The organism is Paraburkholderia sp. J41 (genome assembly GCF_905220235.1).
Lineage (GTDB): Bacteria > Pseudomonadota > Gammaproteobacteria > Burkholderiales > Burkholderiaceae > Paraburkholderia.
The window spans coordinates 201,825-226,356 of the sequence record NZ_CAJMZE010000005.1 but is presented as its reverse complement, the minus strand read 5'-3'; the positions used below and the strand labels follow the sequence as shown (position 1 = coordinate 226,356).

Here is a 24,532-nt window from a genome sequence, read left to right as displayed (position 1 = left end):
CGCGGCGCCGGTTTGTGCTGAGATAGGAGCGCCGACCACGCCGGGACGCGCCAGACCGCGTTCAAACGCGATCGAGCGCGCGCGGGACAGTCTGCTTAACGCGCGAGCATGGAATTCCGATGACGCGCGCGGTGTTCGAATACGGCACGCGGCGTGCGGAGTCAGCGTGTACAGACCCCGAACCGAGGCTAGAAGTTGCATGGATCATCGCACGAGAATCGACGAACCGCACCGCACCGATAGCCAGATCGAGAGCGACAACGACCAAAGCGACGGCCTCACGCGCGGCACGGTCGCCGCCGTGCGCGAGGCGCTGGACGGGCGCCGGCGCGGTCTCGCGCTGCTGCTGCCGCTTGCCGGCCCCGCCGTGGTCGTTTCGGTCGCGTACATCGATCCGGGCAATTTCGCGACCAATATCCAGGCGGGCGCGCGCTACGGCTATGCGCTGCTCTGGGTCGTGCTGCTCGCCAACCTCGTCGCGATGCTGTTCCAGAGCCTTTCCGCGAAGCTCGGCATCGCCACGGGCTGCAATCTCGCGCAGCTATGCCGCGAGCGCCTGCCCGCGCCGCTCGTCTGGTTCATGTGGATCGTGAGCGAAATCGCCGCCATGGCCACCGATCTCGCCGAATTCCTCGGCGGCGCCATCGGTCTCGCGCTGCTGCTTCACATTCCGCTGATCGCGGGCATGGCGATCACGGCCGTCGTCACCTATGCGCTGCTCTTTCTGCAACGCACGGGCTTCCGGCCGCTCGAACTCGTGATCGGCGCGCTCGTGGGCGTGATCGGCATCTGCTATCTGATCGAACTCTTCATCACGCCGATTTCCTGGCCGGGCGTGGCGCGCAGCATCGCGGCGCCGCGTTTGCCCGACGCCAGCGCCGTGGCCATTGCGGTGGGCATCATCGGCGCGACGGTCATGCCCCACGCGCTCTTTCTGCATTCGGGGCTCACTCAGGCGCGCGTGCTCGCGCGCAACGAGACCGAGCGCGCGCGGCTCGTGAAGTTTTCAAACGTCGAAGTCGTGGTCGCGCTTTCGGTGGCCGGGCTCGTCAACATGGCCATGGTGATGATGGCGTCGGGCGCGTTCCATCAAGGCTTCTCCGACGTGGCCGAAATCGGCACCGCGTACCGCACGCTCGCGCCGCTGCTGGGCGCGGCGGCGGCCGGCCTCTTCCTCGTTTCGCTGATCGCCTCGGGCATTTCGAGTTCGGTGGTCGGCACGCTCGCGGGCCAGATGATCATGCAGGGCTTCGTGCGCTTTCGCATTCCGCTGTGGCTGCGCCGCGCCGTGACGATGGTGCCGAGCTTCATCGTCGTGGCGATGGGCGTGAACGTCACCGAAGCGCTCGTCGCGAGCCAGGTCGTGCTGAGCCTCGCGCTGCCGTTCCCGATGGCCGCGCTCGTCTGGTTCACCTGCCGCGGCGACGTCATGGGGCCGCATCGCAACCGTCTGCCGACCGCGTGCGCCGCGGTTGCCGGCGCGGCGGGCGTGCTCGCGCTCAACGTCGTGCTGCTCGCGCAGGTTTGCGGCGCGGCGGTGCCGGGTTTGGGCTGAAGAGCCTCGCCCGGAAGTTATGTAGTTTCAGAAAACGCGCACTTGTTTAGCGGCTTGAACGATACAAGCCGGAAACACGCTCGAAACGAACGCGGCACGAGCGCAACGCGAACGCGCCACGAGCGCACCCAGGCGCGAAACAATCCCGCAATAAACGCCCCGCCTTCGCGTCGCGCGTGCAAACTCGCGCGAAACCATGCACCATTAGCGTTTTCCCGTGCCCGCGTTCGCGCCGGTCGCGGGCTTTGCAATTGCGTGCGAACGGCGCTGCCTCGCCACCGCGCGCGTCACCCCCGACCTGCCATGACGAATCAGCCTGCCCAAGCCGCGCCCGAACAGCCCGTCGACATGATCATTTTCGGCGGCGGCGGCGACCTGGCCGCGCGCAAACTGCTGCCCGCGCTGTACACGGCGCACCTGCACGGCAATCTGCCGCCCGAAACGCGCATCATCGCCGTGGGCCGCAAGAACTGGACGATCGACGACTATCGCAAGTTCATGGAGGATCAGTCGCGCCCGTTCATCGACGCGAAAGCGTTCGACGCGCAGGCGTGGGACCGTTTTCTCGGCCTGTTCCAGTACGTCATCATCGACGTGAACAATCCCGACGATTACGCGCACCTGCGCGCCGCCTCGCGCGACAACGCCATTCGCGTTTTCTATCTCTCGACTTCGCCGGAACTGTTCACGACGATTTGCGACAACCTTTCGGCCGCGCAGTTGCTCGACGCGCAAGCGCGCGTGGTGCTCGAAAAGCCGCTGGGCCACGACCTTGCCTCGGCGCAGGAGATCAACGAGTCGGTGGGCCGCCATTTCGCCGAGTCGCAGATCTACCGCATCGACCATTATCTCGGCAAGGAAACGGTGCAGAACCTCATGGTGCTGCGCTTCGGCAATCCGATCTTCGGGCCGCTGTGGCAGGCGCCGTACATTCGCAGCGTGCAGATCACCGTGGCGGAAACCGTGGGCGTGGGCAGCCGCGCGGGCTTCTACGATCACACGGGCGCGCTGCGCGACATGGTGCAGAACCACTTGCTGCAACTGCTGTGCATCGTGGCGATGGAGCCGCCCGTTTCGCTCGACCCCGACGCCGTGCGCGACGAAAAGCTCAAGGTGCTGCGCTCGCTGCGCCCAATGTCGCTCGCCGACATCGCGCGCGACACCGTGCGCGGCCAGTACGCGGCCGGCGCCGTGGACGGCAAGCCGGTGAAGGGCTATCTGGAAGAAGACAACGTGCCCGCGGACAGCAAGGCCGAAACCTTCGTCGCCCTGCGCGCGCACATCAACAACTGGCGCTGGGCCAACGTGCCGTTCTTCCTGCGCACGGGCAAGCGCCTGCAAAAGCGCCAGTCGGAAATCGTGATCGAATTCGCCGACCTGCCGTTCTCGATCTTTCCGAGCGGCCCGCGCAATTACGGCAATCGCCTCGTGATCCAGCTTCAGCCCGAAGAGTCGATCCAGTTGCAGATGCTCGCGAAGGAGCCGGGCAGCGGCATGAACATGCTGCCGGTGAGCCTGAACCTGGACTTGCAGCAGGCCATTCCCGAGCGCCGCGCGGAAGCGTACGAGCGCCTCTTGATCGACGTGATTCGCGGCCGCCTCACGCACTTCATGCGCCGCGACGAACTCGAAGCCGCATGGACGTGGGTCGAACCGATTCTCGACGGCTGGAAGGAACTCAACGACCGTCCGCGCGCTTATACGGCGGGCACCTTCGGGCCGGCGGCTTCTTCGGCGCTGCTCGCGCGCGAGAACATGTCGTGGGCCGAAGAGGCTTGATGCCGATGTGATGCCGATGTGATGCGGAAGTGCGCCGCGCATGAGCGCGGCGCACGGCGGAACGCGTTATCGCTTGCGTGCGTCGCGCGGCGGTTCCGGTTGCCGAGGCTCGGGCCGGAACAGGTCCAGCCCCGCGAACACGATCACGCCGCTCAACGCCATGAGCGGCACCGAATGACGCCCGAGCAATAAAACCGCGGCGGCCAGCCACATGGAAATGCAAAAAGCGCCGATGCGCCGCATGATGAAACTCCGTACTCTTTGATGCCTGCTTCGCGCAATTCGCGCGCCTTGCCGTTGGCCGCGCTCAGCCGAGCGTCGCGCGCGCCGTGCGCAAACGCGCAACCGTATCGGCAAACGCTTCGCCGCCCAGCGTGCGTTTGAGGCGGCTCGTGACCGCCGCGCTCGCGGCATTGAGCGCGTCGCGAATCGCGAGCGCCTCGCGCGTGGGCACGATCGCCACTTCGCGCTGGTCGCCCTCGGTGCGCTGACGCTCGACATAGCCGCGCGCTTCCAGCCCGTCCAGCACGCGCGTGGCCGTGGGACGCGCGATCGACAGCAGATCGGCGAGTTCGCGTTGCAGCGAGCCGGGTCGGTCCAGCACCGCGCGCAACATGAAGCCTTGCGGCGGCGTGAGATCGAAACGCTCGAACGCCTCGGTCCATTCGCGTTCGAGCCGCCGCGCGAGCGCGGTCGTGTTGAAGTAAAGGCAATGATCGAACATGCGTGCAGGATAAACCGTTATCGTTAGCTATGCAACGATCCCGGCATGAATCCCGGCACCTGCATGCCATTTTCGAAGTCTTTCGATGACGTAAAAAGCACGACCAGACGAATCCGTTATGATGCGGCGAGGACATTGCCGCCCTCGCCGGGCCGGGAGCGCCCCGGCATACAGACCTATAAATGGAGACATCGATGCAAATGCGTTGTTATTGCGTTGTCGATCATGGCAAGCCGCTCGCGCTGATCGAGCGCGACGTGCCCCAACCTACCGGCACGCAAGTGCTGCTGCGCGTGAAGGCGGCCGGTCTCTGTCACTCCGACCTGCACATCTGGGAAGGCTATTACGATCTCGGCGGCGGCAAGAAGCTCTCGCTCGCGGATCGCGGCATCAAGCTGCCGCTCACGCCAAGCCATGAAATTTGCGGCGAAGTCGTCGCGCTCGGCCCGCAAGCTTCCGCCGACGCGAGCGCGCTTTCGGCGGGCGCCACGGCCATCGTGCATCCGTGGATCGGCTGCGGCGAATGTGCGGCGTGCCGGCGCGGCGAGGAAAACATCTGCGCGAAGCCGCAATCGCTCGGCGTGCTGCGCGACGGCGGTTTCGCCGACTACGTGCTGGTGCCGCATCCGCGTTATCTCGTCGATCTCGCGGGCCTCGACCCCGTGAAAGCCGCGCCGCTCGCCTGCGCGGGCGTGACCACGTATTCGGCCGCGAAGAAGTTCGGCGCGCGCATTCACGAAGGCCCCGTGGTCGTGATCGGCGCGGGCGGACTCGGCATGATGGCGCTCGAAGTGCTCAAGGCGATGGGCGCGCAAGGCGCGATCGTCGTCGACGTGGACGCCGCCAAGCGCGAAGCCGCGCTCGCGGCCGGCGCGCTTGCCGCCGTCGACGCGCGCGCGAGCGACGCCGCGCAGCAGATCGTCGAAGCAACGGGCGGCGGCGCGCGCGCCGTGCTCGATCTCGTGGGCGCGACGCCCACCGTGAAGCTCGCGCTCGATTCGTGCGCTCGCGGCGGCCATGTGGTGATCGTCGGGTTGATGGGCGGCGATCTCACCGTCTCGCTGCCGGTCATTCCCATGCGCCCGCTGCGCATCGAAGGCAGCTATGTGGGCACGCTGCCCGAACTGCGCGAACTCGTCGCGCTCATGCGCGAAGGCAGGCTGCACGCGTCGCCGGTATTGCAGCGGCCGCTCAGCGAAATCAACGAGGCGTTCGAGGCGCTGGTGCAAGGCAAGGTGGTCGGCAGGCAGATCCTGGTGCCTTGATTCCGGTGCTTTAGACGATGGGCGCGCGCCTGAAAAGCGCCCTTTTTGGCCGATAGCGCGTCGATCGGGCAAATAAGGGCCGCGCAGGCGCTCAATTCGCGCCTTCGCTTGCACGCCGGGTGACATAAGCTCGCAATGCCGGATTGTCCGCGCCCACTTGCGAAACCCAACGTGACCGCCTCTTCGTTCATCGCGCCACCCGCGCCCGCCGCGCCCGAACTCGACCGCCTCCTGCGCGAAGCCAACGCGCTATGCGACGCGCGCCGCTTCGCCGAAGCGCTTGCGCTGCTCGAACCGCTCGTGGGCAACGAGGCGCGGCCGCACGACGCCGCGCTCGCCGCCGCGCTCAATCTCGCGGCCATCTGCGCGACCGGCATCACCGACGCATCGCGCGCGCAAGCGCTCTGGCTGCGCTGCCTCACCGCGAAGCCCGATTTCCTGCCCGCATACAGCGGCTTTGCGACCGTCTGCGCGACCTTCGGCCGGCTCGGCGAAGCGGAAATGCTGTACCGCCGCCTTCTGAGTCTCGATCCCGACAACGCCGACGCGCGCAGCCATCTCGCAGTCGTGCTGCAACGCCTCGGCCGTCACGCCGAAGCGGAGGTCGCGTTTCGCGCGCTGCTTGCGCGCCATCCCGATCACGCCGACACGCATTTCCATCTCGCGCTGCTGTTGCAGGAACAGCAGCGCCTGCCCGAAGCCGAAGCCGCCTTGCGCGCGGCCATCGCGGCCAATGCGCGCCACGCGAAAGCACACAACGCGCTCGGCACGCTGCTGCGCGAGCGCGGCCACATCGACGAAGCCGACGCCGCGTATCGCGACGCGCTGCGCATCGAGCCGCATTTTCCCGAGGCGCTCAACAACCTCGCGCTCGTGCTGAAAATTTCGAAGCGGCTCGAAGAAGCGGAGCTGGCGTGCCGGCTCGCGCTCGCGATACGCCCGGGATTCGTCGACGCGCTCAACAATCTGGGTTGCGTGCTCAACGATCTCGGCCGCCCCGCCGAAGCGGAAAGCGCATTTCGCCAGGCCCTTGCGATCGCGCCCGAACATGCCGAGGCGCAGTACAACCTGGGCGTCGTGCTGCACGCATTGGGGCGCCTGCCGGAAGCCGAAGCGGCGTATCGCGAGACCGTGCGCCGCTTGCCGCGGCGCGTGGAGGCCTACAACAATCTCGCCTGTCTGCTGATGGCGCAAAAGCGTTACGCCGATGCGCTCGCCGCCTTCGATCAGGCGCTTGCGGTGCAGCCCGATTTCGCGCAAGCGCACTATAACGTCGCGAGCATTCATAAGGAATATGGCCGGCTCGACGAAGCGGAAGCCGGTTATCGACGCGCGCTTTCCATCCGGCCGAACTATATCGACGCGGAGTTCCGCCTCGCGACGCTGCTCATCAGCATGGGCCGGTTCGAAGAAGGTTTTGCGCGCTACGAATGCCGCTACCGGATGCCGGGATTCGTGCATCGCTCGACGCAACGGCTATTGCAATGCCCCGCCTGGCAAGGCGAGTCGCTCGCGGGCAAAACGCTGCTGCTATGGCAGGAAGACGGGCTCGGCGACATGCTGCAATTCGGCCGCTACGCGCGCGAATTGAAGGCGCAAGGCGCGCGGCATATCGCGTTTGCCTGCGTGAAAGCGCTGCATCGTTTGATGCGCGGCGTGGAAGGCGTCGACGCCGTGCTCGACCACGAAAGCGCCGCGGCGGCTTCCGCGCAATTCGACGCCTGGGTGAGTCCGATCAGCGTGCCGCATCGGCTCGGCACGACGCTCGGCACGCTGCCCGCGCCGCTCGCGTATGCGCCGGAGCCCGAATGGATCGCGCACTGGGCCGCGCGCCTCGCGACGCTCGCGCCGGGGCCGCGAATCGGCATTGTGTGGCGCGGCAATCCTCAGCACAACAACGACGCGCATCGCTCGCTGCCTTCGCTCGCCGCGCTGGCGCCACTATGGAGCGTGCCGGATTTGCGGTTCGTGAGTTTGCAGAAAGGGCGCGGCGAAGACGAGGCGCGCAAGGCGCACGACGCGCCCGAAGCCTTGCCGCTGCTGCACCTGGGCAGCGATGTGCGCGATCTCGCCGATTCGGCCGCGATCGCGGCGCAACTCGATCTGGTGATTTGCGTCGATACTTCCGTCGCGCATCTGGCTGCTTCGGTCGGCACGCCGTGCTGGGTGCTGCTGCCGCAAAACGATCTGGATTGGCGCTGGCTGCACGAGCGCGAAGATTCGCCGTGGTATCCCGGCACGATGCGGCTGTTCCGGCAGCGCCTCGACGAAACGTGGGCCGCCGTGATCGAGCGGGTGCGCGCGGCTTGCGCGCAACGGTTCGCCACCTGACGCCGCGCTAAAAGCGCCCGAACGCGCGAATCAGTCCCAGATGTTGCGGAAGGCCACCGCGACGATCACGGGCACGCACATCACGAGCGGAATCGCGAAGTACGGAATTTCCAGATCGACCACCGACTTGTAGATCACCCAGCCGACGCCGGCCGCCAGCGTGAGCAAGCCCACGAGCGCGGTTAGCGTGTTAAGCACCCAGAGGGGCGGGCGCTTGCGCGCGGGTTCCTTGTTCGGCGTGTTCATGGCGAAATTGAACGATAGCGAAAACGTCTCGATCCTGTCGCCGCACGCTGCGTGCGTGACAGGTTCTTGTATTTTACTCCGCGCGCATTGCTCCGCACATTCGATTCCAGACGACCGGGGCATCTATGCCGGATCGACGAAACCGCGCCGCGATGAAAGCGTTTCGTTAGCGCAAAGACATACGGCAACCGTCATTCCGCACGGCTTTGAAACAAGATGTTTCAGGCGCGCAAACGTTTTCACGGTTTCACAATTCTTTCTTCAACGCCGACCAAACTGTGCGCGACTCATCCCCAACGAAAGGATGCGCACATGAGAATACGCCCCAACGCCGGCATGGCGAGAGCCGCGTTCGTCACGACGTTCGTTGCACTCGCAACCATTATGCTCGATGCGTGCGGCCCCGACGACGGCTCGGCGGCCGCACGCTCCGCGTCGCAAACCGCGCCTTCGCCGCGCGACGCCGTTGCGGCGCCTTCGGCCGGCATCCGCCTGCCCGCGGCCTCGAACGCCGACGCCGACGCCGATACCAGCGCCGACGCCAATGCAAGCGCGCTCGCGAGCGATCCCGTACAAAGCGCGCAAGCAAGCCTCGCCGCCGACAGCCAGCAGGTCGCGCCCGTCATGAGCTACGCGCCCGGCGACGGTGCGCAGCAGCAGGCCAGCAACGGCAACGGCAACGGCAACGGCAACGGCAACGATTCGAATCCCTAGCGTCATTCACGCAGTCCCTTTGCCAGTCGCCTTCTTTATCGCCCTCCTTACACCGTTAAGCATTCCAAACTAATTTTACGCAGACAGGTGGACAACAATGACTTCAACCAGCCGTCGCCGTTTCCTGCAAACCGTCGCGTCCTCGGGCGCCGCCGCCGCCGCGATGACCGTCTTTCCCGAATCGATCCGTAACGCGCTCGCCATTCCCGCGAACTCGCGCACAGGCTCGATTCGCGATATTGAACACATCGTCGTGTTCATGCAGGAAAACCGTTCGTTCGACCATTACTTCGGCCATATGCGCGGCGTGCGCGGCTATAACGACCGTCTGCCGATTCCGCTGCCCGGCGGCCGGCCTGTGTGGTATCAGCCGTCGAAGGAAGATGCGACGAAGCCGGTGCTGCCGTTCCATCTCGACACGTTCAAGACGAGCGCGCAGTGCGTGGGCGACCTCGATCACAACTGGTATCCGACTCACTACGCGATCAATAACGGCGCGCACGATCAGTGGCCGCAGTACAAGACCGACATGACGATGGGCTATTACCTGCGCGCGGACATTCCGTTCCACTACGCGCTGGCCGATGCCTTCACCGTATGCGACCAGTACTTCTGCTCGCTGCCCGGCCCGACGCATCCGAACCGCGCGTACCTCATGACCGGCATGGTCGACCCCAGCGGCACGATGGGCGGCCCGCTGCTCGACAACAACGACTTCGTGGACGGCGACGTGCCGCCCAGCTATCAACTGCTTTCGTGGACCACGTACCCCGAGCGTCTGCAAGCCGCCGGCATTTCGTGGCAGATCTATCAGCAAGGCACGAACGGCAACGATCCGCTCAACGGCAACTACGGCACGAACATTCTTCAGAACTTCACGAACTTCATCAACGCGCAACCGGGTTCGGCGCTGTATCAGCGCGCGCAAACCGTGCGCACGATCGCCGACCTGAAGGCCGACGTGCAAGCGAACAATCTGCCGCAAGTCTCGTGGCTGCTGCCGCCCGCGGCGTTTTCGGAGCATCCGAAATACACGCCTGCCTACGGCGCGGAATACACTTCGCAGATTCTCGACGCACTCACGTCGAACCCCGACGTCTGGAGCAAGACCGTACTCTTCATCATGTATGACGAGAACGACGGCTTCTTCGATCACATCGTGCCGCCGCAGCCGCCCACCACGTCCACGCAAGGCAAGTCGACGGTGAGCGTGGAAGGCGAGATTCACGACGTGGTGAACCCCGGACGCGGCGGCTCGTACACCGCCGACGGCCTGCCCTACGGGCTCGGGCCGCGCGTGCCGATGACGGTCGTTTCGCCGTGGACCAAGGGCGGTTTCGTGTGCTCGCAAGTGTTCGACCACACCTCGGTGATTCGCTTCATCGAGGAGCGCTTTGGCGTGCATGAGCCGAACATCACGGCATGGCGCCGCGCCGTGTGCGGCGACCTCACCACGTGCTTCGACTTCCGCACGCCCGATGCGTCGATGCCCTCGCTGCCCGACACGAGCAACTACATGGCGCTCGCCGACAATCAATGCTCCGTGAACGCCGCGCCCACGGTGCCCGCCTCGCCGCAGCCGATCGACGCGCAGGAGCCCGGCGTGCGTTATGCGCGCGCGCTGCCCTACGAGTTGCATGTGAACGCGCAACCGAACGCGCAGCGGAAAACGCTGCAAATCACGTTTGCGAACACGGGCCGCCAGGGCGCGCACTTCTACGTGTACGGCACGAATCGCAGCGACGGTCCGTGGCGCTATACCGTCGAAGCCGGCAAGTCGATCGACGAAACGTGGGACTTGACCGTGACCAACGGCGTCTACGCATTCGAGGTCCATGGCCCGAACGGCTACGTGCGCCGCTTTGCCGGCACCGCCGCGCCTTCATCGTCGCAAGGCGGCCTGCTCGGCAAGCTCACCGGCACACCGCAACCGGTCGTGAAGGCGCATTACGACGTCGCCAACGGCAACCTGTTCCTGCGCTTCGCCAACACGGGCGGCGGCATCGCCCGCCTCAACGTGAACGACAATGCCTACGGCGCGCGAGAACGCACGGTGCTCGTGCCGGCCGGCGTGCCGGTCGAAGAAGCCTGGGTGCTCGCTTCGAGCCATCACTGGTACGACCTCACGGTCACGAGCCGCGACGACAGTACGTTCGTGTGGCGCTTCGCGGGCCACGTCGAAAACGGCAAGCCGAGCATCAGCGATCCGGCCGCCGTGGCGCCGGTCATGCAACTGAGCTGATCGGCGCGTTCGCTTTTCCTTTCGACCTTCTCTTTTTCGACCTTCTCTCTTTGGACGGCGCCTTCGGGCGCCGGTTTTTTTGCGTCGAGCGTTAGCGTCAGCTCTCGGAACCGGCGCGCGCGTGATGCGGCAGGCCGTCGGCCAGCACGACCCACGCGGGCTTCTGCGAGACCCATGTGTGGTCGCGCGGCGGCACTTCGCCGGGACGGTCGAGCGTGCCCGTGGCCACATCGACCTCGCCTGCGAACGACGCGTTCCGATACGTCAACGGCGTCCCGCACTCCGCGCAAAAAGCGCGCTCCACGCCCGCGCTCGACCGATGCGATTTCGTTGCGCCCGCAACGAACCTGAAATCGGCTTCGCGAACCGTGATCCATGCGACGAAAAATGCGCCGCTCGCACGCCGGCAATCCACGCAATGGCAAATCGTATGGTGAATCGGCTCCGCTGAAATTTCGTAGCGGATCTTTCCGCATAAACAGCCGCCAGCCAGCATCGCGCCCTCCTTCGCGCCGCAACGGCGCACGCCAAACATCGTAACTCAACGCCTTCGCGCATTTATGCGGCAACGATGGAATAGAACGCGAAGCGGAGTGTTGACGCCAGTATCGGCCCTCGCGCCATCCCCCGGAACTGGAACGATCATGCAGACCCTGCCCAATGCTTCGTCACCGATTGCGTCCCTTCGCTCGCCGGCGCGCATGGGAGGCACGTCATGAATCGCGCGCCCATCTGCGTGCCTTGCCGGCTCGCGGTCATTGCAGCCGTGGTGGGCTGCGCGGGCGCCGCCTTCGCGTGGACCGCGGGCTGGCTCACGCCCAAGCGCCTCGATGCGCCGCATATCGTCAACACGTTCGAAGCGAATTACGGCATCCATGCGGGCTTTCGGCGCAATCATGCGAAAGGACTATGTCTCGAAGGCGAGTTCGAAAGCAACGGCAACGGCGCGCAGGTTTCGCGCGCGGCCGTGTTCGCGCCGGGTAGCACGCCGGTCATTGGCCGCTTTGCGATTCCCGGCAGCAATCCGTCCGCGCCCGACGCCAGTTCGCCCGTGCGCAGCATGGCGCTGATGTTCCAGTTGCACGACGGCGAGCAGTGGCGCACCGGCATGAATTCCACACCCGTCTTTGTCGTTCGTAATCCGAAGCAATTTTACGAGCAGCTCGTGGCGTCGAAGCCCGATCCCGCCACAGGGAAGCCCGACCCCGCGAAACTCGATGCGTTCTTCAAGTCGAACCCGGAAACCTTGCCGTTTCGCAACTGGGTGAAGGCACATCCCTTGCCTTCGAGTTTCGCGAACACCGCGTTCTACAGCATCAACGCGTTCATCGCCACCGACGCCGCCGGCAACCGGCACGCCGTGCGCTGGGAAACCGTGCCCGAAACCGCATACGCGCCCGAAACGGCGGCGCAAAAAAGCAATCCGGATTTTCTCGCCGACGATCTCGACGCGCGGCTCGCTTCGGGTCCGCTGCGCTGGCATCTCGTGTTGACCGTGGCCGCGCCCGGCGATCCGACCAACGACGCCACGCGGCAATGGCCCGCCGGGCGCGAACGCATCGACGCGGGAACGCTCGTGCTGCGTCACGCCGAACCACAAAGCAACGGCCAGTGCCGCGACGTGAACTACGACCCGACGATTCTGCCCGACGGACTCAAGCCCTCCGACGATCCGCTGCTGGCCGCGCGTTCGGCGGCGTATTCCGTCTCGTTCAACCGGCGCACGCACGAAGAAGCAACGTTTGCGCAACCGCATGGAGGTACGCAGCCATGAAGCAAGCGGGCCAACATTTCAGCGCGCTGCAACGCGCGTTGCACTGGTCGATGGCAGTCCTGATCGTTGCCATGCTGTTCGTCGGCGTAGGCATGGTCGCGACCGTTTCTCGGCTGCATACCAGCCTGCTCATGTTGCATCGGCCATTGGGCATTGCACTGCTTGCGCTCGTGCTGGTGCGCCTTTGCGTGCGGCTCGTACGCGGCGCGCCACCTCTACCCGGCGACCTGCCCGCGTGGCAACGCATGGGCGCGCACGCCTCGCATCTCGCGCTCTACGCGCTGATGATCGCCATGCCGCTGATCGGCTGGTCGATGCTCTCGGCGGGCGGTTATCCCGTGGTGCTGTTCGGCGGCGTGCATCTGCCGCCGATCGCGCCGCACAGCGTCGTGCTCTACACGTGGCTGCGCAGCGCGCATACATGGCTTGCCATGGTGTTGTTCGCCACGGTGCTGCTGCATCTCGCCGCCGCGCTCTTTCACGCCTTGATTCGCCGCGACGGCGTGCTCGCCAGCATGGCGCGAGGCGAAGCACGCGGTTAGTCGCCGCCGCGACAAAGCAACAAGGCGTGCCTCGCGCAACGCTCACACGTGCGCGTCGCGGCCCGCCATCGGTTGCGCGGAAGACTCCCTGAGTTCTTGCAGCAGCGCGTCGCGCGCGGCGCGGCGGCGCACCCAAAGCGCCGTGAGAATCGGCACCAGGATCGCGGTCACGAGGCACGCGGTGGCCACCATCGCGGTGGCCGCCGGCACGAGCGGTTTGAAACGCGGAATCATCTCGCCGATGATGGCCGGGTTCGCCACCGCCGCACCCGCCGTGGAAGACGCCGCAAGTCCCGCCGCGCCGTTGCCGCCCGCGATCCAGCGGTCCGCAAGAATCAACGGAATGCCGGTGACGACGATCACGCCGAGGCCCAGCGCAACGCCCGGAATGCCGCTCGTGACGATCACGTTCAGGTCGATGCCGTTGCCGAGCGCGAAGCCGAAGAAGGGAATGAGCGGATGCACGCAGCGCCCGAACAGATCGCGCAGATCGCTGTCGAGATTGCCGAGCGTGAAGCCCGCCAGAAACGGCAGCACGGCGCCGACGAAAAGACGCGGCTCGAAGAACGCCACGCCCGTCGCGCCAAGGATGATCATGCTGACGAGCGGCCCCGATTCCACCGACATCAGCACGAATGCGCCCGCCTCTTCCTTCGTGCCGTACTGCTGCATCACGGCGGCGTAGAGGCCGCCGTTGGTCATGTCCATCGACGTCGTGATGGCAAGCACGGAAAGCCCCGCGAAAAGACCGGCTTTCACGCCATCGACGGGAATGAAGTGCGCGGCGACGAGCGTCGCGATCCACGCAACGATCATCTTCGTGACGAGCAGCGTGCCCGATTTGCGCAGCACGGTGCCGGTCGCGCGCAGGTCGATGGTCGCGCCCATGCAGAAGAACCACACCGCGAGAATCGGCACGGTGCCGGTAATCAGACCGTTGGTGAACGAACCGAAGTACTTGCCCGCGCCGGGGGCGAACGTATGCACGCAGGCGCCCAGCAACAGCGGCACCAGCATCAGGCCGCCAGGTACGCGGTCTATGGCCTTCTTCAGCTTCATGCCTCCTCCTTGGACTTTGCGTCCGGTTGCCGGATCGGCACTATCGTGCGTCCGGCTTTTTGTCGGGGTGCTCCCTGCACTCGTCGTCTCGGAAACAGAATAGCAGCGCAAAAGGAACGGCGTTCCGATTTCCCCGCATAAAATTCCTGGCGTTTACCCGCTTTGGTTCGGCGTTTTCTCACAATATGGGCAGACCGCTTGCCAAACGCGTTATGGCGATGCAGCATTTTCGGACCAATGTTCCGAATTCCGGAAACTGCACTATAGTCGTCCGCAGAGGCAGCACTGCATGTCTAGCGAGATAAGGAGACGCCGCATGGAAGTTCGCCAGAGCATCAACAGCGAATACGCGAAAACGCTCGACACCGCGGGCTTGCGCCGCGAGTTCCTGATCGAGCGGCTATTCGAAGCCGACGCATTGCGGCTCACCTACAGCCACGTCGACCGCATCATCGTGGGCGGCGCGTCCCCTATCACGCGCGCGGTGGAAGTGCCTTCCTCGCTCGGCAAAACGATTGGCGTAAGTTATCTGCTGGAGCGGCGCGAGTTGGGCGCGATCAACATTGGCGGCGACGGTTGGGTGGACGTGGACGGCGTGCGCCACGCGGTGCGCAACGAAGAAGCCATCTATATCGGCAAGGGTACGCAAGCGGTCGCATTCGGCAGCGCGGATGCCGACCGGCCCGCAAAGTTTTACCTCAACTGCGCGCCCGCGCACACGACCTACCCGACGCGAACCATTTCGCTCTCCGAAGCATCGCCGCAAACGCTCGGCGACGTCGCCACCGGCAACCGCCGCACGATCTACAAGTTCATCGTGCCGGATGTGCTGCCCACTTGCCAGCTTTCGATGGGCATGACGAAGCTCGATGCCGGCAGCCTCTGGAACACGATGCCATGCCACACGCACGAACGCCGCATGGAAGTGTATTTCTACTTCAACGTCGCCGACGATGCCGCCGTCTTTCACATGATGGGCGAACCCCACGAAACACGGCATATTCTCGTGCATAACGAGCAGGCGGTGATTTCGCCGAGCTGGTCGATACATTCCGGCGTCGGTACGCAGGCCTACACTTTCATCTGGGGCATGGTCGGCGAAAATCAGGTGTTCGGCGACATGGACCATCTTGCCGTGCGCGACCTGCGCTAGCACGCGCGGCGTATTCCCGGGCGGAAGCGTTACCAGACACTACCAGGCATCATCAAGCACCACCAGGCACCACCAGGCGCCGCCGCGCAGCGCGCACCGGCACATATCGCAACCGGCAGGAGGGCCGCTTATCCATGGCATTCAGCACGTTCAATCCGTTCGACCTCGCCGGCAAGGTTGCAATCGTCACCGGCAGCAACACGGGGCTCGGCGCCGCCATGGCGCTCGCACTCGCGCACGCGGGCTGCGATATCGTCGGCGTGTGCCGCGGCGAGCCCGGCAATACGCCCGCGCAGGTGGAAGCCGCGGGCCGCCGCTTTATCGACGTGCGCGCGGATCTCGGTTCCGTGGCGCCCGTCGAAGACATCGTGCGCGCCGCCGTCGAAGCCTGCGGCCATATCGACGTGCTCGTGAACAACGCCGGCATCATCCGTCGCGAAGACGCGCTCGCATTCGGCGAGGACGACTGGGACACGGTCATGGACGTCAACCTCAAAAGCGTGTTCTTTCTCGCGCAAGCCGCCGCGCGCCGTTTCGTCGCGCAGGGCAGCGGCGGCAAGATCATCAACATCGCTTCGATGCTGTCGTTTCAGGGCGGCATTCGCGTGGCGTCCTATACGGCGTCGAAAAGCGGCGTGCTGGGCCTCACGCGCCTGCTCGCGAACGAATGGGCCGCGCACGGCATCAACGTCAACGCCATCGCGCCCGGCTACATGGCAACGGCCAACACGGCCGCGCTACGCGACGACGCGCAGCGCAACGAGGAAATCGTAAGCCGCATTCCGGCCGCGCGCTGGGGTGTGCCCGACGATCTCGCGGGCCCCGTGGTGTTTCTCGCATCGGCCGCGTCGAACTACGTTCACGGCCACACGCTCGCCGTGGACGGCGGCTGGCTGGCGCGCTAACGCTCATCGAAATTTGCCGCGCACGCGCAACGCGGTATGCTCCCGCCAATGCTTGAATGAAAATGGACTGACGAACATGGCAGCAACGGGTGAAACCGGCAAATCGCGACGCGCCGCACAGGAGCACGCAATGAACGCGACGAGCGAAACGGAAGGCACGGACAAGGGCGAATCGGCGTCGTCGATAGGCCGCGTATTCGCCATTCTCGGCGCGCTCGGCGAGAACGGGCCAGTGGGCATCAGCGAACTCTCGCAGCGGCTTTCGCTTTCGAAAACCACCGTGCATCGCGTACTGCAAACGCTCAAGGCGCTCGGTTACGTGGCGCAGGAAGTGGAAACGGATCGCTATCGTCTGACGATACGGCTGTTCGAACTCGGCGCCAAAGCATTGGAAAGCGTCGACCTCGTGCGCGAAGCCGACGTCGAAATGCGCCGCATCGCGCAGGCCACGCGCGAAGCCGTGCATCTCGGCGCATTCGACGAAGACGCGATCATCTACATCCACAAGATCGACGCCGACTACGGTCTGCGCATGCAGTCGCGCATCGGCCGGCGCAATCCGCTGCACAGCACCGCCATCGGCAAGGTGCTGCTCGCGTTCATGACGCCCGACACCGCGCGCGAGACGCTATCGCATGTCGAATTTCGCAAGTCCACGCAAAAGACCCTCACTTCGGGCGAAGCCGTGCTGAACATTCTGCCGCACGTGCGCGAGCAAGGATTTGGTGAGGATAACGAAGAACAAGAGGAAGGCTTGCAGTGCCTCGCCGTGCCCGTGTTCGATCGCTTCGGCCACGTGATCGCGGGCTTGTCGATTTCGTTTCCGACCATGCGCTGCGGCGCGGACACGAAAGCGCATTACGTCGCACTGCTCAAGCGCGCGGGCGCCGCGATTTCCGCACGGCTAGGCTATCGCGAGCCGGCGTTGCGCGAGCAGGCGCAAGCCGAATCCACGTAGCCGATCGACGGCGCCGCCCGGCGTCAGCCCGAAGTGGCCGGCTGCCAGCCGAGGCCCAGGCTCTTTTGCAGCGAAACGAAGTCCTTGAGCAGTTCCGCCTGGCCCGATACCACATCCTGCTGCGCGGCGAATTCGGCGCGCTGCGTGTCGAGCAGATCGACGAGACTCGACGCGCCGGCGCGATAACGCTGGCGCATGAGCGTTGCCGAACGCTCCGCCGAAGTCTGCACCTTCTGCAAGGTGACGAGATGCTCACGCTGATAGCCGTAGCGCGAGAGCGATGCATTCGCATCCTGGAGCGCCGCGAGCACGGCCTTTTCATAGCGCGCTTCGGCTTCGTCGCGCGACGCCTCGGCGCCTCGCACGGCGCCCAGCGTACGGCCGAAATCGAACACGTTCCATTGCAGATACGGCACGCCCATCCAACTGAAATTGCTCTTGCGCATGAGGTGGCCCGGGTCGGCGGCAGTGAAGCCCAGATCGCCGAACAACGTGAGCTTCGGCAGGAAGTCGGCGATGTGCTCGCCGATCTGCGCGTTGCTCGATGCAAGCCGGCGTTCGGCCGCGCGAATGTCGGGGCGCTGCGCGAGCATCGTCGTGGGATCGCTCACCGCCACGGTGGCGGGCATCGTGGGCAGCGGCTTCAGCGGCGACAGTGCCGCGTCGAGCGCGCCCGGCGCCTTGCCGGTCAGCACCGCCAGTTGATCGAGCGAGATTTCCACCTGCGCCGCAAGCGGCGTGAGCGTCGAGCGCGTGTTTTCGACCTGCGTGGTAAGGCGTTGCACGTCGACTTCCGCCGCCGTGCCGCCCGCGCGGCGCTGCTCGGTGAGCGTGAGCATTTGCTGCTGCAAGTCGGCCGTGCGCTGCGCGATGGCGAGACGCTGTTGCTGATCGCGCAAGTCGATATACGCCTGCGCCACTTCCGCCGCCAGCGATACCTGGGTGTCCGAAAGATCGGCATTGACGGCTTCGGATTCCTCGCTGGCCGCTTCGACAGCGCGGCGCGTGCCGCCGAACAAGTCGATTTCCCACGAGGCGTCGAAGCCGGCCGTGTAGAACGTCAGCGGGCCGCGCCCCGACGATCCGCCCTGGCTGCCGCTGTCGCCCTGCCCCGAACTACTCGACGACGATGTGAGGCCGCTCAGGTCGGGCTCGCGCATGCGCAACGCCGCGGCGCTCGCGCTGACCTTCGGCAGTTCGTTGGCGCGCTGTTGCTGCAATTGCGCTCGCGATTCGCGCAAACGCGCCTGCGCCGCGCGCAGATCGGGATTGTGCGCGAACGCGGCGGCGATCAGCGCATTGAGTTGCGGATCGTCGAGCGCGAGCCACCATTCGCTCGGCGCATGCGAAGGCGTCACGCCTTGCGCGGGCGTTCGCACGAAGGTGGCCGCGCTGGCCGCCTCGGGCGCGACGGCCGGAGCGCCGCGATAATTCGGGCCGACCGTGCAGGCCGCAAGCAGACAAGCTGCCGCCGCTACGGTCAGCGATGCGCTCAGCGGTGCGAGCGAAAAACGATAAAAACGGGTTGCCGTCATGGATAGGAGAAAACTTCAGTGACCGGCGGACGATGCCGTCGCGCCCGGCTTTGGGGTCTTGAGCAACAATGCGAGCGGCACGCAAGCCGCCAGCGCGATGCCGAGCACCCAGAATGTTTCGGAGTACGTGATAACCATCGATTGCACCTGAATCTGCGCGGCGATCTGGCCGAGCGAGCGCAATTGCGAATACGCCATGTCGCCCGTTTGCGCGAACCAGTTGGCCGCGCCGGAAGCCAGATGCTCTTGCCCGATCAGCGAATTGCTGCTGACCGACTCGCGCAGTACCGCCGTGTGATACGTTTCGCGCCGATCGATCAGCGTGCCGATGATCGCGAGCCCAACCGAGCCGCCGAGATTGCGCGCCATGTTGTAAAGGCCGGCCGCATCGCCGGAATCTTCTCGCGCCACCGCGGCCATCGAGGCCTGATTGAGCGGCATCATGGCAAGCATTTGCGCCACGCCGCGAATGAGCTGCGACCAGACGAAGTCGTGACCCACGCTCTGCGCAGTCAGCGAAATGTCGAGCATGCAGCTCAACGTGAAGAGCAGCAGCCCGCTCACCACGAGCACGCGAAAATCCACCTTGGCCAGCAGGCGCGGCAGGATCGGCATGACGAGAAATGCGGGCAGCCCGGAAAGCAGCATGATGCCGCCCGACTGTTCGGCGTTGTAGCCCGCGACGAGACTCAGAAATTGCGGCAACAGGTACGAGATGCCGTAAAGCCCCGCGCCCACCGCCGACACGATCACGATCACGCTCGCATAACGCGGGTTGCGCATGAGCGAAAGCCGCAGGATCGGCCGTTTTGCCACGAACTGCGAGATGCCGATCAGCACCATGCCAACGAACGAGACGGCCGTGAGCGAGAGAATCATGTTCGATTCGAACCAGCGCTCGCGCTGTCCTTCTTCGAGCACGACGGTCAACGAACTCAGGCCGATGGCAAGCCCCAGAATGCCGAGCCAGTCCGCCTTGAAGAACGCTTCCCAATGCGGCCGGTCCGGCGGCAAACCGACGATCAGCAAGGTGATCAGCGCAATGCAAACGGGCAGATTGATGAAGAAGCACCAGCTCCAGCTAATGTTCTCGGCAAGCCAGCCGCCCAGCACCGGGCCGAGCAGCGGCCCGAGCAGCACGATCAGGCCGAACACCGTCATGCCGACCGGCAACTGCGAGAGCGGCAGCCGCGTGCGGATGATGGTCTGCGCCGTTGGAATCATCGCGCCGCCGGTGAAGCCCTGGCCGATGCGGCCCGCGATCATCACGCCGAGCGTGCTGGACCAGCCGCACATCATCGAAAAGGCGATGAAAAGCGCCGCGTTCGTGAGCAGGAAATTTCGGAGTCCGAATACACGCGTGAGCCAGGCCGCAAGCGGAATCATCACGATCTCGGACATCAGATAGCCCGTGGAAATCCACGTGCCCTCCGTGCCCGTTGCGCCGATTTCGCCCTGGATTTGCGGCAGCGCGGAGTTCGTGATCGAAATGTCGAGCGTGGCCATCAACGCGCCGAGCGCGCCCGCCGCGACGGCCACCCAGTCGGCCGCGCTCGCGCGCTCGCCATGCGGATGCGGCGCGGGTATCTGAGCGGTGTTAGCCACGATGGTTCTCTTGCTCGATGCGGCGATCGTCCTCGCGCGCCGAACGCGTATCGACATCGACGTTCACGGACATGCCCGGCAACAGCACGGCGCGCGTTTCGGGCCCGGTTTGCAGGCGAATTCGCACCGGCACGCGCTGCACGATCTTCGTGAAGTTGCCGGTTGCGTTCTCGGGCGGCAGCAGCGCGAATTGCGCGCCCGTGCCCGGCGAGAAGCTGTCGACCACGCCATGCAGCGTGTGGCCCGGCAGCGCGTCGACGCGCAATTCCACCGGCTGTCCCACGCGCATGCGGCCGATCTGCGTTTCCTTGAAATTCGCGGTGAGATAGGTCTGTTGCACCGGCACGACGGTGAGCATGCGCGTGCCCGGCTGCACGTACTGTCCCACGCGCACGGTGCGGTCGCCGATGCGGCCTGCGAGCGCGCTTTTGACCACGGTGTTGTCGAGATCGAGTTGCGATTGCGCGGCGTTCGCGCGTGCCGCTTCGAGTTGCGCCCGCGCTTGCGAAAGCTGCGCCGTGAGCGCCGAAATCTGCGAGCGCGCGGCCGTGACGGCGGCCGCATCGGCCGCGAGCGTGGCCTGCGCCTGATCGCGCGTGCTAGTGAGTTCGGCGAGCCGCTCGGTCGTTTCCGCGCCCGTGGCCGCGAGCGGCGCATAACGCGCCACTTCATCGCGCGCGTGACGCAAGCTCACCTGCGCGACCTGCTGCTGCGCTTCGGCTTGCGCGATGTTCGCGCGCTGCTGCTCGATCTGTGCCTGCGCATGCTCGATGTCGGCGTTGCGCGCATCGACCGTGGCCAGCGACTGGTCGAGCGCCACCTGGTACTGGCGCGCATCGAGCTTCACGAGCGGATCGCCCGCTTTCACCGTCTGGTTGTCGGCCACGTAGACGTCGGTGACATAGCCGCTCACCTTCGGCGCGATGGTCACGCTGTCGGCCTGGAGATAGGCGTCGTCGGTCGATTCGATAAAGCGGCCCACCATCCACCAGTGAGCCCCGTAGATGGCCGCTGCAATGAGGGCCACAATGCCGAGCCCGATCAGAATCGGGCGTTTGGCCCCGCGCTTCTTGGGCGCAGCGGCGGCTTCGGGTACATCGCGGCCGGGTGCGCCTGCAGTCGTTGACATGTTTGTAATCTCTAATTTATTCCAGTTGGCAAAATTATTCCATCTGGAACAAGTGTGTCAAGTGTTATATTGCGTCTCGGCTATGAAGGAAAATGCATGAGCGAAGGGAAACGACTGCGGCGACCGCCTGAAGGGGGCTACGCACGCGGCGACGAAACGCGCCGCAAGATCATTGAATCGGCAATCGCGCTGTTCGGCCGGCACGGCTTCGAAGGCGCGTCCACGCGCGAGATCGCCGCGCGCGCCGGCGTCAATGCACCGGCACTCCAGTACTACTTCGAAAACAAGGAAGGACTCTATCGCGCCTGCGCCGAATGGATCGCGGACGAATCCTGGCAAGCCTTCGAACCCGCCGTGCTGCGCGCGCGCTCAGTGCTCGCCACCGAAGCCGGTCCCGAAGCGCTCATCAACGCATTCATCGACATCCTGATGTGCGTGGCGGATCGCACTTTCGTCAAGCATCACGAGCCCGATCAACGCCTTTTCTTCGCACGCGAGCAAAGCGGCGCCGAGCCCGAAATCGGCTCGAAAATTCTCCAGGAACGCATACGCGGGCCGCTCAACCAGATCAACGTCGACCTGCTCGAGCGCATCACGGGCACGCCGGCCAACGACCCTATTACCGTCGTGCGCATGTTCAGCCTCTATGGCCAGTTCCTGCTGTTCCATCTCGCGCGGCGCTCCACGCTGGCGATGCTGGGATGGCACGACATCGACGCACAAAACGCCGAGTTTTTGAAAACCAGCATTGCCGAACAAACGCGCATGTTGTTGCAGTTCTGGAGCCGCGAACGCGCCGAGCGCGAACGTTCAAGATAACTAACGAATTCGATCGCGCGCCGCGCAACCGTGCCGAATGTGCGCTGCGCGTCTTTGCTGTTGCGGATTCGTGCCTGCCGCCGGTAGCGCCTGCAACCATCCTTCGTTCTTTACCGGAGCCGCCTCCATGTCACCGCTCTCCGCCGTTGCCAGTATCCTTGCCGCCGTCCTGCTGGGCGCCATGAGTCCTGGGCCGAGCTTCGTGCTCGTCGCGCGAAATTCGATCGGCTTGTCCCGGCGCGACGGCGTTGCCACCGCGTTCGGCATGGGTATCGGCGCGATCTGTTTCGCGGGCATCGCGCTCGCGGGCCTGTACACCTTGCTCGCCACCGTCGCCTGGCTCTATGCCGCGCTGAAAATCGCGGGCGGCGTCTATCTGCTGTACATCGCTTTGCGCATCTGGCGCGGCGCAGGACAGCCCGTGACCGTCGACAACGGCGCCGGGGCCGGCGAACGCCCGGGCCGCTCGTTCTGGAGCGGTCTCACGACGCAACTGAGCAACCCGAAAACGGCGGTGGCTTACGGCAGCATTTTCGTTGCGCTGTTGCCGCAGCATCCGCCGCTCTGGTGCTACTTCGCGCTGCCGCCGCTCGTGTTTGCCATCGAAACCGGCTGGTACACCGTGGTCGCGATGTGCTTTTCCAGCCAACGGCCCCGCGAACTTTACCTGCGCGCGAAAGGCGGAATCGATCGCGTCGCGGCGGGCGCGATTGCCGCGCTGGGTTTGCGCCTCGTCGTGAGCGCGGGGCATCGCGGGTTGTAATCGCGTGCAGCCCGCCCGACTCCCAAGCCGCACTAGATGACCTGCACTGCATGCGATGCATTCGAGTGCATTCGCATACCGCAGGAAATTTTCTGCATTCGCGCTTGACAATCTACCTTCCAGTAGATAAATTATCGCTCATGGAAACGAAGTTGACGGTGCGGGACCAGATTCTCGACCACGCCATCACGTTGATGATGCTGCGCGGCTACAACGGCTTTAGCTACCGGGACCTGTCGGCGTTGGTGGGCGTGAAAACGTCGAGCATCCACTATTACTTCCCGTCGAAGGACGATCTGGTGCTGGAAGCCGTGAGCCAGTACAGCGACGAAGTAATGGCGGGTTTGCGGTCGGTCGATCCCGCGCTGCCGGCGCAGGAAAAGCTGGCTAGATATACGAAGCTGTTCGGCAAGACCTTGGGCGACGGCGATCAGATTTGCCTGTGCGGCATGCTCGCCGCCGACATCGAGTCGCTGCCCGAAAACGTACGCCAGGCGGTGCAAGCGTTTTTCCGCACCAACGAAAGTTGGCTCGCGGAGGTGCTGGCGCAAGGTGCAAAAGAAGGCACGCTCGTGGTGAGAGGCGACCCGGAAAGCGCGGCGCGCACGTTGTTCGCGGCCTTGCAGGGCAGCGTGCTGGCCAGCCGGTTGTTTCACACGAAGTCGCGGCTTGAAGATGTCGAAGCCATGTGGCGCGTGGCGCAGTAAAGCGTTCGAAACGGGGCGGCACGTTGCCCCGTTTATTTAGGCAATATAATCTATCTTCTGATAGATAGCTGACACAAAAGAAGCGCAAGATGAACTGTTTTTCCGCTCGGCGGCGTATCTGAAAAGAGATGCACCCGAAAGCAGCAAACAGGAATTCGCAAGCCCTTCTTTTGCGCTGGACCGTTTGTGCGCGCTGACACAGTCGCGCAAGTCGCACGCAGTACGAAGTCGTTTCTCAATTCATCGTTTTGCTCAACAAGGAGCCTGTCATGTCGATCGAAAAAGTTCTCTACCGCGCCGAAGCCAACGTCACCGGCGGCCGCGACGGCCGCGCCGTGATCCCCGCCAGCAATCTGGACCTCAAGCTCACCACGCCGCGCGAACTGGGCGGCGCAGGCGGCGACGGCACCAATCCCGAACAGCTTTTCGCGGCGGGTTATAGCGCGTGCTTTATCGGCGCGATGAAATTCGTTTCGGCACGCGACAAGATCGCCCTGCCGCAAGACCTGTCGATCACGGGCAAAGTCGGCATCGGCCAGATTCCGAACGGTTTCGGCATCGAAGTGGAATTGCAGATTTCCCTGCCGGGCATGGACCGCGCCGCCGCCCAGGCGCTTGTCGACAAGGCTCACATCGTGTGCCCGTACTCGAACGCCACGCGCGGCAACATCGACGTGACGCTCACGATCGTCTAAGCGCACCGCAAGCGCATGACGCAGCATGAAAA

23 protein-coding genes are annotated in these 24,532 nt (G+C 64.8%); 15 read left to right on the top strand and 8 right to left on the bottom strand.

Annotation, left to right across the window (positions count from 1 at the left end):
• The first annotated feature begins 199 nt into the window (after positions 1-199).
• Both U5805_RS07485 and zwf read left to right on the top strand, forming a co-directional pair.
• The gene (locus U5805_RS07485; RefSeq protein ID WP_322102812.1) at positions 200-1,555 is read left to right on the top strand and encodes an Nramp family divalent metal transporter; all 1,356 of its coding nucleotides are present in this window, start codon (positions 200-202) and stop codon (positions 1,553-1,555) included.
• Between the two features lie 303 nt (positions 1,556-1,858).
• Positions 1,859-3,334 carry a glucose-6-phosphate dehydrogenase gene (gene zwf, locus U5805_RS07480; protein WP_322102811.1) on the top strand — a complete coding sequence of 492 codons (1,476 nt, stop codon included), beginning with the start codon at positions 1,859-1,861 and terminating at the stop codon, positions 3,332-3,334.
• Between the two features lie 66 nt (positions 3,335-3,400).
• On the opposite strand, the gene U5805_RS07475 is transcribed toward zwf, so the two are convergent.
• Together U5805_RS07475 and U5805_RS07470 are read right to left on the bottom strand one after the other, a co-directional pair.
• The gene (locus U5805_RS07475) at positions 3,401-3,577 is read right to left on the bottom strand and encodes a hypothetical protein (protein ID WP_322102880.1); all 177 of its coding nucleotides are present in this window, start codon (positions 3,575-3,577) and stop codon (positions 3,401-3,403) included.
• Between the two features lie 64 nt (positions 3,578-3,641).
• Complete coding sequence (locus tag U5805_RS07470; protein ID WP_322102810.1) at positions 3,642-4,058, bottom strand: MarR family winged helix-turn-helix transcriptional regulator; 417 nt, start codon at positions 4,056-4,058, stop codon at positions 3,642-3,644.
• A 200-nt stretch (positions 4,059-4,258) separates the two neighbouring features.
• On the opposite strand from U5805_RS07470, the gene U5805_RS07465 reads away from it, so the two are divergent.
• Both U5805_RS07465 and U5805_RS07460 read left to right on the top strand, forming a co-directional pair.
• On the top strand, positions 4,259-5,323 hold the full coding sequence (locus U5805_RS07465) for an alcohol dehydrogenase (RefSeq protein ID WP_322102877.1): 1,065 nt from the start codon (positions 4,259-4,261) through the stop codon (positions 5,321-5,323).
• Positions 5,324-5,494: 171 nt separating this feature from the next.
• Complete coding sequence (locus tag U5805_RS07460) at positions 5,495-7,654, top strand: tetratricopeptide repeat protein (RefSeq protein ID WP_322102809.1); 2,160 nt, start codon at positions 5,495-5,497, stop codon at positions 7,652-7,654.
• Between the two features lie 30 nt (positions 7,655-7,684).
• Here U5805_RS07460 and U5805_RS07455 read toward each other — a convergent pair whose 3' ends face one another.
• Complete coding sequence (locus U5805_RS07455; protein ID WP_322102808.1) at positions 7,685-7,900, bottom strand: hypothetical protein; 216 nt, start codon at positions 7,898-7,900, stop codon at positions 7,685-7,687.
• Positions 7,901-8,212: 312 nt separating this feature from the next.
• Here U5805_RS07455 and U5805_RS07450 point away from each other — a divergent pair, with 312 nt between their 5' ends.
• Positions 8,213-8,614: a hypothetical protein gene (locus U5805_RS07450; protein WP_322102807.1), complete on the top strand. Its 402-nt coding sequence runs from the start codon at positions 8,213-8,215 to the stop codon at positions 8,612-8,614.
• 97 nt (positions 8,615-8,711) lie between these two features.
• Positions 8,712-10,856 carry a phosphocholine-specific phospholipase C gene (locus U5805_RS07445; protein ID WP_322102806.1) on the top strand — a complete coding sequence of 715 codons (2,145 nt, stop codon included), beginning with the start codon at positions 8,712-8,714 and terminating at the stop codon, positions 10,854-10,856.
• A 97-nt stretch (positions 10,857-10,953) separates the two neighbouring features.
• Here the strand turns inward: U5805_RS07445 and U5805_RS07440 are convergent, their stop codons facing one another.
• Complete coding sequence (locus tag U5805_RS07440) at positions 10,954-11,352, bottom strand: GFA family protein (RefSeq protein ID WP_322102805.1); 399 nt, start codon at positions 11,350-11,352, stop codon at positions 10,954-10,956.
• A 219-nt stretch (positions 11,353-11,571) separates the two neighbouring features.
• Here U5805_RS07440 and U5805_RS07435 point away from each other — a divergent pair, with 219 nt between their 5' ends.
• Both U5805_RS07435 and U5805_RS07430 read left to right on the top strand, forming a co-directional pair.
• Entirely contained in the window at positions 11,572-12,630 is a 1,059-nt protein-coding gene (locus U5805_RS07435) for a catalase family peroxidase (protein ID WP_322102804.1), read from the top strand.
• The gene (locus U5805_RS07430) at positions 12,627-13,172 is read left to right on the top strand and encodes a cytochrome b (RefSeq protein ID WP_322102803.1); all 546 of its coding nucleotides are present in this window, start codon (positions 12,627-12,629) and stop codon (positions 13,170-13,172) included. The genes U5805_RS07435 and U5805_RS07430 overlap by 4 nt, the downstream gene beginning before the upstream one ends.
• A gap of 42 nt (positions 13,173-13,214) precedes the next feature.
• Here the strand turns inward: U5805_RS07430 and kdgT are convergent, their stop codons facing one another.
• On the bottom strand, positions 13,215-14,231 hold the full coding sequence (kdgT, locus tag U5805_RS07425; RefSeq protein ID WP_322102802.1) for a 2-keto-3-deoxygluconate transporter: 1,017 nt from the start codon (positions 14,229-14,231) through the stop codon (positions 13,215-13,217).
• A gap of 316 nt (positions 14,232-14,547) precedes the next feature.
• Between kdgT and kduI the strand changes: the two genes are divergently transcribed.
• The 3 genes from kduI to kdgR all read left to right on the top strand — a co-directional run bounded on the left by kduI (position 14,548) and on the right by kdgR (position 17,247).
• Positions 14,548-15,384, top strand: coding sequence for a 5-dehydro-4-deoxy-D-glucuronate isomerase (gene kduI, locus U5805_RS07420; RefSeq protein WP_322102801.1), 837 nt, complete (start codon positions 14,548-14,550; stop codon positions 15,382-15,384).
• Positions 15,385-15,518: 134 nt separating this feature from the next.
• Positions 15,519-16,289 (top strand): 2-dehydro-3-deoxy-D-gluconate 5-dehydrogenase KduD, encoded by a 771-nt coding sequence (gene kduD, locus U5805_RS07415; protein ID WP_322102800.1) that lies wholly within the window; start codon positions 15,519-15,521, stop codon positions 16,287-16,289.
• Positions 16,290-16,419: 130 nt separating this feature from the next.
• Complete coding sequence (kdgR, locus tag U5805_RS07410) at positions 16,420-17,247, top strand: DNA-binding transcriptional regulator KdgR (RefSeq protein ID WP_322102799.1); 828 nt, start codon at positions 16,420-16,422, stop codon at positions 17,245-17,247.
• 23 nt (positions 17,248-17,270) lie between these two features.
• Here the strand turns inward: kdgR and U5805_RS07405 are convergent, their stop codons facing one another.
• From U5805_RS07405 to U5805_RS07395, 3 genes are read right to left on the bottom strand one after another with little or no spacing between them, the layout of a single operon-like run.
• Complete coding sequence (locus tag U5805_RS07405) at positions 17,271-18,782, bottom strand: efflux transporter outer membrane subunit (RefSeq protein ID WP_322102798.1); 1,512 nt, start codon at positions 18,780-18,782, stop codon at positions 17,271-17,273.
• 15 nt (positions 18,783-18,797) lie between these two features.
• Positions 18,798-20,387, bottom strand: a complete 1,590-nt coding sequence (locus U5805_RS07400; RefSeq protein ID WP_415914552.1) for a DHA2 family efflux MFS transporter permease subunit — start codon at positions 20,385-20,387, stop codon at positions 18,798-18,800.
• Entirely contained in the window at positions 20,380-21,516 is a 1,137-nt protein-coding gene (locus U5805_RS07395) for an HlyD family secretion protein (RefSeq protein ID WP_322102797.1), read from the bottom strand. The genes U5805_RS07400 and U5805_RS07395 overlap by 8 nt, the downstream gene beginning before the upstream one ends.
• 96 nt (positions 21,517-21,612) lie before the next feature.
• On the opposite strand from U5805_RS07395, the gene U5805_RS07390 reads away from it, so the two are divergent.
• From U5805_RS07390 to U5805_RS07375, 4 genes are all read left to right on the top strand, one after another.
• Positions 21,613-22,335, top strand: a complete 723-nt coding sequence (locus tag U5805_RS07390; RefSeq protein ID WP_322102796.1) for a CerR family C-terminal domain-containing protein — start codon at positions 21,613-21,615, stop codon at positions 22,333-22,335.
• Positions 22,336-22,462: 127 nt separating this feature from the next.
• Positions 22,463-23,098 (top strand): LysE family translocator, encoded by a 636-nt coding sequence (locus tag U5805_RS07385; protein ID WP_322102795.1) that lies wholly within the window; start codon positions 22,463-22,465, stop codon positions 23,096-23,098.
• Between the two features lie 140 nt (positions 23,099-23,238).
• Positions 23,239-23,805, top strand: a complete 567-nt coding sequence (locus U5805_RS07380; RefSeq protein WP_322102794.1) for a TetR/AcrR family transcriptional regulator — start codon at positions 23,239-23,241, stop codon at positions 23,803-23,805.
• 269 nt (positions 23,806-24,074) lie between these two features.
• Entirely contained in the window at positions 24,075-24,500 is a 426-nt protein-coding gene (locus U5805_RS07375) for an organic hydroperoxide resistance protein (RefSeq protein ID WP_322102793.1), read from the top strand.
• Positions 24,501-24,532: the final 32 nt, after the last annotated feature.

Excerpts from the sequence above, each read along its gene's own strand:
- U5805_RS07485 (WP_322102812.1), top strand. The coding sequence starts at position 200 with ATGGATCATCGCACGAGAATCGACGAACCGCACCGCACCGATAGCCAG.
- zwf (WP_322102811.1), top strand. The coding sequence starts at position 1,859 with ATGACGAATCAGCCTGCCCAAGCCGCGCCCGAACAGCCCGTCGACATG.
- U5805_RS07475 (WP_322102880.1), bottom strand. The coding sequence starts at position 3,577 with ATGCGGCGCATCGGCGCTTTTTGCATTTCCATGTGGCTGGCCGCCGCG.
- U5805_RS07470 (WP_322102810.1), bottom strand. The coding sequence starts at position 4,058 with ATGTTCGATCATTGCCTTTACTTCAACACGACCGCGCTCGCGCGGCGG.
- U5805_RS07465 (WP_322102877.1), top strand. The coding sequence starts at position 4,259 with ATGCGTTGTTATTGCGTTGTCGATCATGGCAAGCCGCTCGCGCTGATC.
- U5805_RS07455 (WP_322102808.1), bottom strand. The coding sequence starts at position 7,900 with ATGAACACGCCGAACAAGGAACCCGCGCGCAAGCGCCCGCCCCTCTGG.
- U5805_RS07450 (WP_322102807.1), top strand. The coding sequence starts at position 8,213 with ATGAGAATACGCCCCAACGCCGGCATGGCGAGAGCCGCGTTCGTCACG.
- U5805_RS07445 (WP_322102806.1), top strand. The coding sequence starts at position 8,712 with ATGACTTCAACCAGCCGTCGCCGTTTCCTGCAAACCGTCGCGTCCTCG.
- U5805_RS07440 (WP_322102805.1), bottom strand. The coding sequence starts at position 11,352 with ATGCTGGCTGGCGGCTGTTTATGCGGAAAGATCCGCTACGAAATTTCA.
- U5805_RS07435 (WP_322102804.1), top strand. The coding sequence starts at position 11,572 with ATGAATCGCGCGCCCATCTGCGTGCCTTGCCGGCTCGCGGTCATTGCA.
- U5805_RS07430 (WP_322102803.1), top strand. The coding sequence starts at position 12,627 with ATGAAGCAAGCGGGCCAACATTTCAGCGCGCTGCAACGCGCGTTGCAC.
- kdgT (WP_322102802.1), bottom strand. The coding sequence starts at position 14,231 with ATGAAGCTGAAGAAGGCCATAGACCGCGTACCTGGCGGCCTGATGCTG.
- kduI (WP_322102801.1), top strand. The coding sequence starts at position 14,548 with ATGGAAGTTCGCCAGAGCATCAACAGCGAATACGCGAAAACGCTCGAC.
- kduD (WP_322102800.1), top strand. The coding sequence starts at position 15,519 with ATGGCATTCAGCACGTTCAATCCGTTCGACCTCGCCGGCAAGGTTGCA.
- kdgR (WP_322102799.1), top strand. The coding sequence starts at position 16,420 with ATGAACGCGACGAGCGAAACGGAAGGCACGGACAAGGGCGAATCGGCG.
- U5805_RS07405 (WP_322102798.1), bottom strand. The coding sequence starts at position 18,782 with ATGACGGCAACCCGTTTTTATCGTTTTTCGCTCGCACCGCTGAGCGCA.
- U5805_RS07395 (WP_322102797.1), bottom strand. The coding sequence starts at position 21,516 with ATGTCAACGACTGCAGGCGCACCCGGCCGCGATGTACCCGAAGCCGCC.
- U5805_RS07390 (WP_322102796.1), top strand. The coding sequence starts at position 21,613 with ATGAGCGAAGGGAAACGACTGCGGCGACCGCCTGAAGGGGGCTACGCA.
- U5805_RS07385 (WP_322102795.1), top strand. The coding sequence starts at position 22,463 with ATGTCACCGCTCTCCGCCGTTGCCAGTATCCTTGCCGCCGTCCTGCTG.
- U5805_RS07380 (WP_322102794.1), top strand. The coding sequence starts at position 23,239 with ATGGAAACGAAGTTGACGGTGCGGGACCAGATTCTCGACCACGCCATC.
- U5805_RS07375 (WP_322102793.1), top strand. The coding sequence starts at position 24,075 with ATGTCGATCGAAAAAGTTCTCTACCGCGCCGAAGCCAACGTCACCGGC.